Origin of the sequence: Aeromonas sp. HMWF016 (genome assembly GCF_963878195.1) — a bacterium.
In the GTDB taxonomy this organism is placed as follows: Bacteria; Pseudomonadota; Gammaproteobacteria; order Enterobacterales; family Aeromonadaceae; genus Aeromonas; species Aeromonas lacus.
This window is the reverse complement of record NZ_CAWNWX010000065.1, coordinates 44859-54011: the sequence shown is the minus strand read 5'-3', so window position 1 is coordinate 54011 and position 9153 is coordinate 44859. Positions and strand designations below refer to the sequence as shown.

At 59.2% G+C, this 9153-nt stretch carries 6 protein-coding genes; 4 read left to right on the top strand and 2 right to left on the bottom strand.

Annotated features, from left to right (window positions below; translation table 11 throughout):
* The 3 genes from rarD to AACS24_RS09550 form a co-directional block, all read left to right on the top strand.
* Positions 1-842, top strand: an 842-nt coding sequence (gene rarD, locus AACS24_RS09560; protein WP_108573426.1) for an EamA family transporter RarD, incomplete at its 5' end; no start/stop codon positions are given.
* Between the two features lie 142 nt (positions 843-984).
* Positions 985-2604, top strand: coding sequence for a methyl-accepting chemotaxis protein (locus tag AACS24_RS09555; RefSeq protein WP_108573369.1), 1620 nt, complete (start codon positions 985-987; stop codon positions 2602-2604).
* 125 nt (positions 2605-2729) lie between these two features.
* On the top strand, positions 2730-3839 hold the full coding sequence (locus AACS24_RS09550) for a YeeE/YedE thiosulfate transporter family protein (protein WP_181364360.1): 1110 nt from the start codon (positions 2730-2732) through the stop codon (positions 3837-3839).
* A gap of 129 nt (positions 3840-3968) precedes the next feature.
* Here AACS24_RS09550 and mgtA read toward each other — a convergent pair whose 3' ends face one another.
* Positions 3969-6731, bottom strand: coding sequence for a magnesium-translocating P-type ATPase (mgtA, locus tag AACS24_RS09545; RefSeq protein WP_108573367.1), 2763 nt, complete (start codon positions 6729-6731; stop codon positions 3969-3971).
* A 439-nt stretch (positions 6732-7170) separates the two neighbouring features.
* Between mgtA and AACS24_RS09540 the strand changes: the two genes are divergently transcribed.
* Complete coding sequence (locus AACS24_RS09540; RefSeq protein WP_108573365.1) at positions 7171-7473, top strand: hypothetical protein; 303 nt, start codon at positions 7171-7173, stop codon at positions 7471-7473.
* 373 nt (positions 7474-7846) lie between these two features.
* On the opposite strand, the gene ompA is transcribed toward AACS24_RS09540, so the two are convergent.
* Positions 7847-8938 (bottom strand): porin OmpA, encoded by a 1092-nt coding sequence (gene ompA, locus AACS24_RS09535; protein WP_108573363.1) that lies wholly within the window; start codon positions 8936-8938, stop codon positions 7847-7849.
* Positions 8939-9153 lie beyond the last annotated feature (215 nt).

Below are 9153 nucleotides of genomic sequence, written 5' to 3'. Positions count from 1 at the left end.
GCATAGCCCCGATCTATTTCAAGACCATTGCCGCCGTGCCGGCCATCGAGATCCTCACCCACAGGGTGATCTGGTCATGCGCCCTGCTGATGGTGCTGGTACTGCTGGGCCGCCAGTGGCACAAGGTGCAGGCGGTGCTGCGTCGGCCGAAAGTGATGCTTACCCTCGCCTTTACCTCCTTCACGGTGGGGGGCAACTGGCTGCTCTTCATCTGGGCCATTAACAATGGCCATATGCTGGATGCCAGCCTCGGCTACTACATCAATCCGCTGTTCAACGTGCTGCTGGGCATGCTGTTTCTGAGCGAGAAGCTGCGCCGCCTGCAGTGGTGGGCGGTCGCCCTCGCCTTTATCGGGGTGGCAATCCAGCTTATAGCCTTCGGCTCCCTACCCTGGATCGCGCTGGTGCTGGCGTCGAGCTTCGCTCTGTATGGTCTGGTGCGCAAAAAGCTGGCCCTCGATGCCCTCACCGGCCTGCTGCTGGAAACGCTCATCATGCTGCCTGCGGCTGCTTTCTACCTGTGGGGCATCGCCGACAGCCCGACCAGCCACATGACGGAGAACAGCTGGCAGCTCAACCTGCTGCTGATCGCCGCCGGCGCCGTCACCACGGCTCCCCTGCTCTGCTTCACTGCGGCGGCAACCCGGCTCAAGCTCTCCACCCTGGGTTTCTTCCAGTACATAGGCCCCAGCATGATGTTCATTCTGGCCGTCACCCTCTACGGTGAGGCGCTGGCAATGGACAAGCTCATCACCTTCGCCTGCATCTGGAGTGCGCTGGTGATCTTCACGCTGGATGGACTGCGCAACGGCAAGACCAAGCCTGTACCGGCCAAAGAGTAACCCCTGTCATCCCGCCCCGGCCGTCGTGCCGGGGCAAACCTCACCCGCACCACTATTCGCGCCACATCACGCCAGTCACGATTGAATCGCCCTCCTGATAATGAAGCTATGCTATCCATGAACAACACCGCATGGAGGCATCATGTTCAGGCAAATTCACGACCGTTCACTGCTCTTTAGCCAGCTGCTTGGGGTGCTGGTCATTATCGTACTGATATCCATCAGCTTTTTTGGCCTCTATTCGCTCAGAAGTGCAGCCGACCAGATGGGGCAAGGCAAGGACGTGGTGGCCGACATCCTGCCACCTCCGCTCTACCTCATCGAATCCCAACTGCAGGTCTATACCCTGCTCCATGCCAAACCGGAGGAGCGGGAGGGGTTGCTGCAGACTCTCGCACGCCTGCAAAAGGAGTTCGAAGAGCGCAACCGCTTCTGGCAGGAGAGCAACCTGAACGAACCGCTCAAACAGCTGCTACTGGGGGAGCAGAAACAGCAGGGGGAGCGCTTCTGGCAACTGCTCAATACCCAGTTTGTTCCCGCAATCAAAGCAGGTGATATCGCAACGGCCACCCGCATTGCGACAAACCTTCATGCCATCTACTACGCTCACCGCCTCGGAGTGGATGCTACTGTCACCAGTGGCAACCAATATGCCGCCGCGCAAATGACTCATCTCGTCGATACCACCCGCCTCTGCTACGGCTTACTGCTCTGTGCCGCACTGATCGGCATAGCCCTTATCTTCGGTCTCGGCCTGCCGACCCAGCAACGGTTGCTCGCTGCAGGCAGGGCAACAGCCGCCATCGCCGAGGGAAAGTTAACCGTGATAATGCCGGAGCCAGGACGAGATGCCATCGGCGACCTGATTCGCCAAATAGGCGCAATGCAAGGCCAACTGGCCACGCTGGTCTCCTCACTGCAACGCAGTGCTACTACGCTGGACGAACGGGCCATCATTCTGACAACTACAGCGCAGCGACATTCCGATGACAGTCTGACCCAGGTAGATACCGCCCGACAGATAGAACAGGCTATCGAGCAGCTCACACATTCAATGGGTCAAGCGGATGAACAACTGCACCATGTCAGCGAGCTGACCCGGCAATCAGCTTCCCGAGCCGCCGAAACCGCTCAGGTCATCCACGCTGTCGAGAAGGTCATAGACGAACAGGCAACCGGTGTGAAACGGGTCTCAAGTACCATTTCAGATCTGGCCAGTCTCTCGCAACAGATCTCGGGACTGGCGGGCGCTATCCAGTCCATTGCGGAGCAGACCAATTTGCTGGCTCTTAACGCAGCGATTGAAGCCGCCCGGGCGGGAGAACAGGGGCGCGGCTTTGCCGTGGTGGCCGATGAGGTGCGCTCTCTCGCCACCCGTACCGGCAGTGCCACGACCGAGATCAACACCATCATCGACCGAATCCAGAGTGTCAGCCTGCGGGCCGTTAGTGAAATGGATACCGAACTGGGCAGGGTTGGCGAAGCAATTGAGCACGCAGGCATGGCGCACCAGAGTGTGGCAGGCATTGAACAGAGCTGTGGTGAAGTGGGTCACCGCATTACCCAGGTCGAGCAACTGATGAGCGAGGAACGGCAATTGATCCGGGAGATCACCGAAAAGGTTGGTGAGATGTCTCATCTGGCGAACGAGGTCAATCAAAGTGCCAGCCTTGCTGCCGAGGAGGCAGAACAGGTCGCCCAGCACGCACACATCCTTACCAAACAGACCCGTCATTTCCATCTCGACACCCAGCAACGCTGAGCCCCCAGCCGGCCATAACAGACACCTCCACCCATTTTTTCAATCACTGGCAAAATGGGTGGCATTGGACTCCATGAGGGAATAGGATCCGCCCCTCGATTAATCAACTTCAAGGATCAACTGGCATGAATCGAAAATGGTCGCTCCCCATCGTGGCAATCGCGGGGGGAGCGTTACTCTGGCTCGGCAACACCTTTGGTATGAAATGGGCTCTGATGGCCCTGATCGGATTCGGCTTCGGCTTCACCCTCTCCTTCAGCCGCTTCGGCATCGTCTTCGGTTGGCGCGAAATGCTGACCAAGCGCAACAGTTACTATGTGCGGGTTCACCTGCTCACCATCGCCATCGAAATTCTGCTGTTCACCACCTTCCTCTCCTTTAGCCACGCCCTGTTTGGCGATGCCATGGTGGGTAACGTGATGGCTATCGGCATTCCTTTCATCGTCGGTGCCTTCCTGTTTGGCATCGGCATGCAGCTGGCAGGCGTCTGTGCCACCGGCACGCTTTATTGCTGCGGCGAGGGGCAACCCCGCTTCTGGCTGGTGCTGATCTGCTACGGCATCGGCACCCTCATCAGCAACCAGTTCCGCCCCGAGCTGGAGGCCACCTTCTCCAGCCATGTAGTGCTGGCCAAGGATTTGACCGGAAATATCTGGAGCGGCATGCTGCTCAATCTGGCGCTGGTCGCCGCGTTATTTCTGCTGTTTCGCAACAGCGAACTCAAGCGTACCGGCGAGCTCAAGCCCCTCTTCAGCGGCGGCAATCTGTTCTGGCGCGATGGCCGCTTCACCGTGCTGACCGGCGGCATCATCATCGCCGTGCTCAACTCCACTGTCGTCGCCCTGCACGGCTCAGCCTGGACCATCACCGGCGCCGTCTATGACATGGCATTGCGCGGCGCCTCCCTGTTCGGTCTGTTCGAGGGCAACCCCAAGCTGGCCCAGCCACTCTTCATCAATCCCATGGTCGGCATGTTCTGGCTTGGCATTCTGGGGGCCATGCTGGCGCGCTGCATCAGCGGTGGCGGCAACTTCGCCCCGATGCGGATCGGCAACAGTCTGGCATCCATCTTCGGCGGCCTGCTGATGGGGATGGGCGCCATGTACAGCGCCTGCAACCTCGGCGGCTTCTTCGACGGCACCGCCTCCGGCAGCCTGCACGGCTGGGTCTGGATGCTAATGGCCCTCGCCGGCAGTCTGATCGGCATCCGCCTGCGCCCGCTGTTCAAGCTCTGAGCCACAGACCGGTACTCGCCAACGAGGGAGTCGGGTCACACCAAATAAAGAGAGCCAGTCCGCTTGCGCGGACTGGCTCTCTTTTTTCTGTCGCGCCGGGATCACTCCGGCCTTTTTGCTAACTCTTCATCAGAACCACTGGCCGTGGCGCTTGATGTAGATGCTCTTGACGGTCTGGGTCAGCCCCATGTAGGCCAGCATGGTAATCACCAGCCACATGAAGTACTTGGGCCCATCCAGAGTGATGAAACCGAAGTGCTCAGCCACAGGCGAGAAGGGCAGGTAGCAGCCGATGGCAATGGCGATCGAGGTGGAGAGCAGCACCGGCAGGGTAGCTGTACTCTGCAGGAACGGGATCTTGCGGGTACGCAGCATATGTACCACCAGCGTCTGCGACACCAGCCCCTCGATAAACCAGCCGGAGTTCATGATGGCCTGACCGTTGACCAGCGGATCCATGCTGCCGTTGGCGGTGGCATAGAGGGCACCGGCACCGAACACGAACCACATCAGGCAGTAGGTGCTGATATCGAACACCGACGAGGTCGGGCCAAGCCAGAGCATGAAGCGCTTGATGTTGCTCGCCTCCCACTTGCGCGGCCGCTTGAGGAACTCGGGGTCCATCTTGTCCCACGGCAGCAGCATCTGGGAGACGTCATACACCAGATTCTGGATCAACATCTGCATCGCCAGCATGGGTGCCCAGGGCAGCCAGGCGGAGGCGACCAGCACCGAGAATACGTTGCCGAAGTTGGAGCTGGCGGTCATGTTGAGGTACTTCAAGATGTTGCCAAAGGTCTCGCGCCCCTTGATCACCCCCTCCTCCAGCACCATCAGGCTTTTCTCCAGCAGGATGATGTCGGCAGTCTCCTTGGCGATGTCGGCACCGCTGTCCACCGAGATCCCCACGTCCGCATCCCGCAGCGCCGGTGCATCGTTGATGCCGTCGCCGAGGAACCCGACGGTATTGCCGTTGACCTGTAGCGCCTTCACCACCCGCGACTTCTGCAGCGGGGTGAGCTTGGCGAAGATGGTGGTCTGTTTGACCGCTTCGCACAGCGCCACGTCGTCCATCCCTTCGATATCCTTGCCGAGCAGCGGCACGCCGGGCTCCAACCCCACATCGCGACACACCTTGCTGGTGATGATGGGGTTGTCACCGGTCAGCACCTTGACCGCCACGCCATAGTCGTTCAGCGCGCGGATGGCAGGAGCAGCCGAATCCTTGGGCGGATCGAAGAAGGTGAGGAAGCCGCGCACCACCAGATTGACCTCATCACTGGTGCGATAGCTCTGCTTGCGCTCGCCCGCCGGGATCTCGCGGGTTGCCACGATCAGCACCCGATACCCCTCGGCGTTGAACTCCTCGCTCTGGCGCAGCAGGGCACGGCGATCGGCGTCGGTCAGTGCGCGGATCTCCTTGCCATCGGCGATATGGCCGGAGACGGCCAGCATCTCTTCCACCGCCCCCTTGGAAACCATCAGCTGCTGGCCCAGATCGTCCTGCACAATGACTGACAGGCGACGGCGCACGAAGTCGAACGGCAGCTCGTCCACCTTGCCATAGTTGGCCGGCTTGCAGCTCTCACCGAGGGCATCGGCGTGTTCGATCACCGCGATATCCATCAGGTTCTTCATGCCGCTCTGGTGAAAGCTGTTGAGCCAGGCCAGCTGCAGGATCCGGTCGTCCCGATTGCCACGCACGTCGTAGTGGTGCTCGAGGATGATCTTGTCCTGGGTCAGGGTGCCGGTCTTGTCGGTGCAGAGCACGTCCATGGCACCAAAGTTCTGTACCGAGTTGAGCCGCTTCACCACCACCTTGCGCTTGGCCATCGCCACCGCGCCACGCGCCAGGTTGGCGGAGACAATCATCGGCAGCATCTCGGGGGTAAGGCCCACCGCCACCGCCAGCGCGAAGGTAAGTGCCGACATCCAGTCGCCACTGCTGATGCCGTTGAGCATAAAGACGATGGGCACCATCACCAGCATGAAGCGGATCAGCAGCCTGGTGACGCTGTTTACGCCGCGATCGAAGCTGGTCTCGATACGCTTGTGACTCACCACATTGCGGGCCAGCGAACCGAAGTAGGTATCACTGCCGGTGGCCACCACCACGGCGCGGGCGGTACCGCTCACCACGTTGGTACCCATAAAGCAGATGTTGGGCAGATCGAGCATGCCGCCATCGCCAGCACCGGAGCCTTCCGCCGACTTGCCGGCCACAGCGCCCAGAGTGTCGTACTTCTCGACCGGCAGTGCTTCGCCGGTCAGCACAGCCTGGCTGATGAAGAGATCGCGGGATTCGATCAGCTTGATGTCGGCCGGGATCATGTCCCCCGCCTGCAGGTGCACAATGTCACCGACCACCAGCTCGGTCATCGCCACCTCCTTGCGCTGGGGTGTCGCCCCCGGCGAGGGACGGCGCTGCACGGTGGCGGTATTGCGTACCAGTGACTTGAGCGCCTCGGCCGCCTTGGCGGAGCGATACTCCTGCCAGAAACGGAGCAGACCGCTCAGGCTGACCATCACGCCGAGGATAATCACCTTGACCCAATCCTCGTCACCCGGCTCGGCCATCAGTACATCCATGACGTAGCTGACCAGACCCAGCGCGATCAGCACCATTACAAAGGGGTTCTTGAACGCCTGCAGCAGCTGGATCAGCGCATGGGGCGGCTTGTCGTGATTCACCTCGTTGAGACCGAACTCGGCCAGCCGATTGGCTGCCTCGGTCGCGGTCAGACCGTCGATGTTGCTGCGCACGGCGGTGAGGGTGTACTCGAGGGATTTGTCGGCCTCGTCGAGCACCCGGGAGGAGATTTTCTCTCTCTGCGTGCCCGGCGCAACAAAGCCCTTCTGCTTGTGCCGGCTGGCGGTATGTTGTTGTTTCATGACTCTTTATCCTGATTTTTACGCGCAAGTGGGCCCCGTCGCGGGCTTGGCCTGGCGTCAGTACTGATATCGAAGGCTGTGAACCCAACACGCTGCCGATGCGCTCAATCGCCGCGCACGGGGCGGCCCGTCAGACAAATGTCTGCCGACGCGCTAACCAGCATGGTTGGGTCAGATCAGGGGTCAGGACACCGCATCCCGTCCCCGCAGGGGGATCAGGAGTGGGGAGGCGTGGACCCCGAGGGTCTAGGTTTGGGCTCTTCGGTCATCGGTTTTCCTCCGAGTTTGCCAGGGCACATGGCCGGATATGGGTATCCGCCAGCAGTGCCAGTAAGTGATAATGAAAATCAGGATAACAATTGCGAACTACAAGATAATGGCGCGAGTCAAATAATATCAGGCATGTTTCATTTGGCCATTCACAGAGAAGTGACAGACCATGAAATATATTTCAGCGAAAAATAAAAACCACCAAATATATATTTCACACACATCCAAGATATATTTATTCGCAACCACGCCTATCGAAAACAGAGCCGTTTTCAATATGGTAGAGTTCATCTTGTTCTTCGACGCTCGCTCGCGCTCCGGCTGCTCAACGGCCAGTCAGATGCTGCTCGACGGCAACACGGACTTGCGGCGCAACAGGGGCGACGATGAAGCGTGCGATTACATGATTCGCGAGGCGGTGCGGCTCGCAGATGAGCGGAACAATCCGGTTTGCAACGACAATCCCTGTTAAAACGGGGCTTTGGCTGTTGCGGGAGTCAGTGGTGACTCATTGAAATGCTGCACTCTAATGCTACGTTCGAGCAATCAGAGTGAGGAGGAAAAGAGAGAATATTCGGCCTCAGCTCTGGTAAACCCGCATCGCGATTTGCAATCGGCTACAACTGTCGCAGTCCATAATATTCATCCATCTGTTGATAACACGCAGGGATTCTAACCAAAAGGCTCTGCGGGAGCAAAGTTTAAATCGATATTTTTTCATCTATTTATTTACCTCCCATATCACCGATATTTTCCATATCGAAAATATTCGCTGATTCATTGTCTTGCACGACCTGTTGTCCATAAAAAAACGGGAGGCCAGGCCTCCCGCTTTTCTTGCCATCTTATTGAGCCGGATGGGAAACCCCTTCCAGATGGACTTCGACCCGGCGATCCGGCGCCAGACAGGCGATCAGCGCCTGTTTGGAGTGGCTGGCGCAGTTGCTGCCGGTTACCGGATTGGCCTTGCCACGCCCCTCGACCCGAACCTTGTCGGCATAGAGTCCCTTGGCCACCAGATAGCTGGCCACACTCTGGGCCCGCTTCTCGGAGAGGGCGAGGTTGTAATTGTCTGAGCCGATACGGTCGGTGTAGCCGATCACGGTTGCCACCCCGTCCTTCGGGTTGGCTGCCACGATCTGGCTGAACAGAGCGTCGAGCGCCTCGCTGGCGGCCGGTTTGAGGGTTGCCTTGTTGAACTCGAACAGCACGTCGGAGCTCAGGCTGAACTCCTTGGGTGCCACCACCACGGCCGGAACCGGCGGGGCAACTACCGGAGCTGGAGCCGGGGCGGCCTCCCCTTGCTGGCCGAAACGATAGAGCATGCCGAACGCCAGCAAGCCGTTGTCCAGTTCGATGCCTGAACGATCGATGGAGGTGTCGCCCAGCGGGGTAGTGTATTGATACTCCAGACGCGCCGCCCAGTTCTGGTCGATGGTGTACTCGGCCCCCAGCGCCCCGACAAAGGCGGCACCATGTTTCTTGCCGGTATCGCTCGCGCCGCCAAAGCTGATCTTGCTATCCGTCCAGGCATAGCCACCACCCAGACGACCATAGAGATCAAGAGTACTGGTCGCCGGGAAGCTGATCTTCAGGGTGGCCTGTACCAGCTGACTCTTCACCTCGCCATCGAGTGTCGTCGCACCGCTGCCGCCGCTCATCTTGTACTTGCCGAGCCAGTCATAGCCCAGTTCAAAACCGAGGTTGGGATTGAGCTGGTAACCGGCGAATGCCCCCAGCCCCAGATCGTTCTTGTCCTCACTGTTGTTGCCTACAGCATTGAAGGCACTGGCAATATCTTGGTTTTTATCTACACCGTAGTAGTTGGACCAACCGGCCTTGCCACCGGCATACCAGGTGTTGTCCTGAGCAGCCGCCTGCACGGCGCCCGCAGCCAGCAATCCGCCGACCAACACGGCAAGCATCGATTTATTCATGTTTAGCCTCTGCAATAAGTCGTTTAGGCGCCTGAATGCGCACTTTCCCTGTGTGAAGCCGTCAGGCGGCCTCGCCGCATTCAGGTTATCCCATCCGCTAGCAGCCTCAAATGACCAAGCCATCAGGAGTGTGAACTTGCCTGCATTATCTGCACTAAAAACAGCCAGTTAGCGGCCTGCTAATAAAAAAGGGAGGCCGACGCCTCCCTCCTTCT

Coding starts and splice junctions, on each gene's coding strand:
- AACS24_RS09555 (WP_108573369.1), top strand. CDS start 985: ATGTTCAGGCAAATTCACGACCGTTCACTGCTCTTTAGCCAGCTGCTT.
- AACS24_RS09550 (WP_181364360.1), top strand. CDS start 2,730: ATGAATCGAAAATGGTCGCTCCCCATCGTGGCAATCGCGGGGGGAGCG.
- mgtA (WP_108573367.1), bottom strand. CDS start 6,731: ATGAAACAACAACATACCGCCAGCCGGCACAAGCAGAAGGGCTTTGTT.
- AACS24_RS09540 (WP_108573365.1), top strand. CDS start 7,171: ATGAAATATATTTCAGCGAAAAATAAAAACCACCAAATATATATTTCA.
- ompA (WP_108573363.1), bottom strand. CDS start 8,938: ATGAATAAATCGATGCTTGCCGTGTTGGTCGGCGGATTGCTGGCTGCG.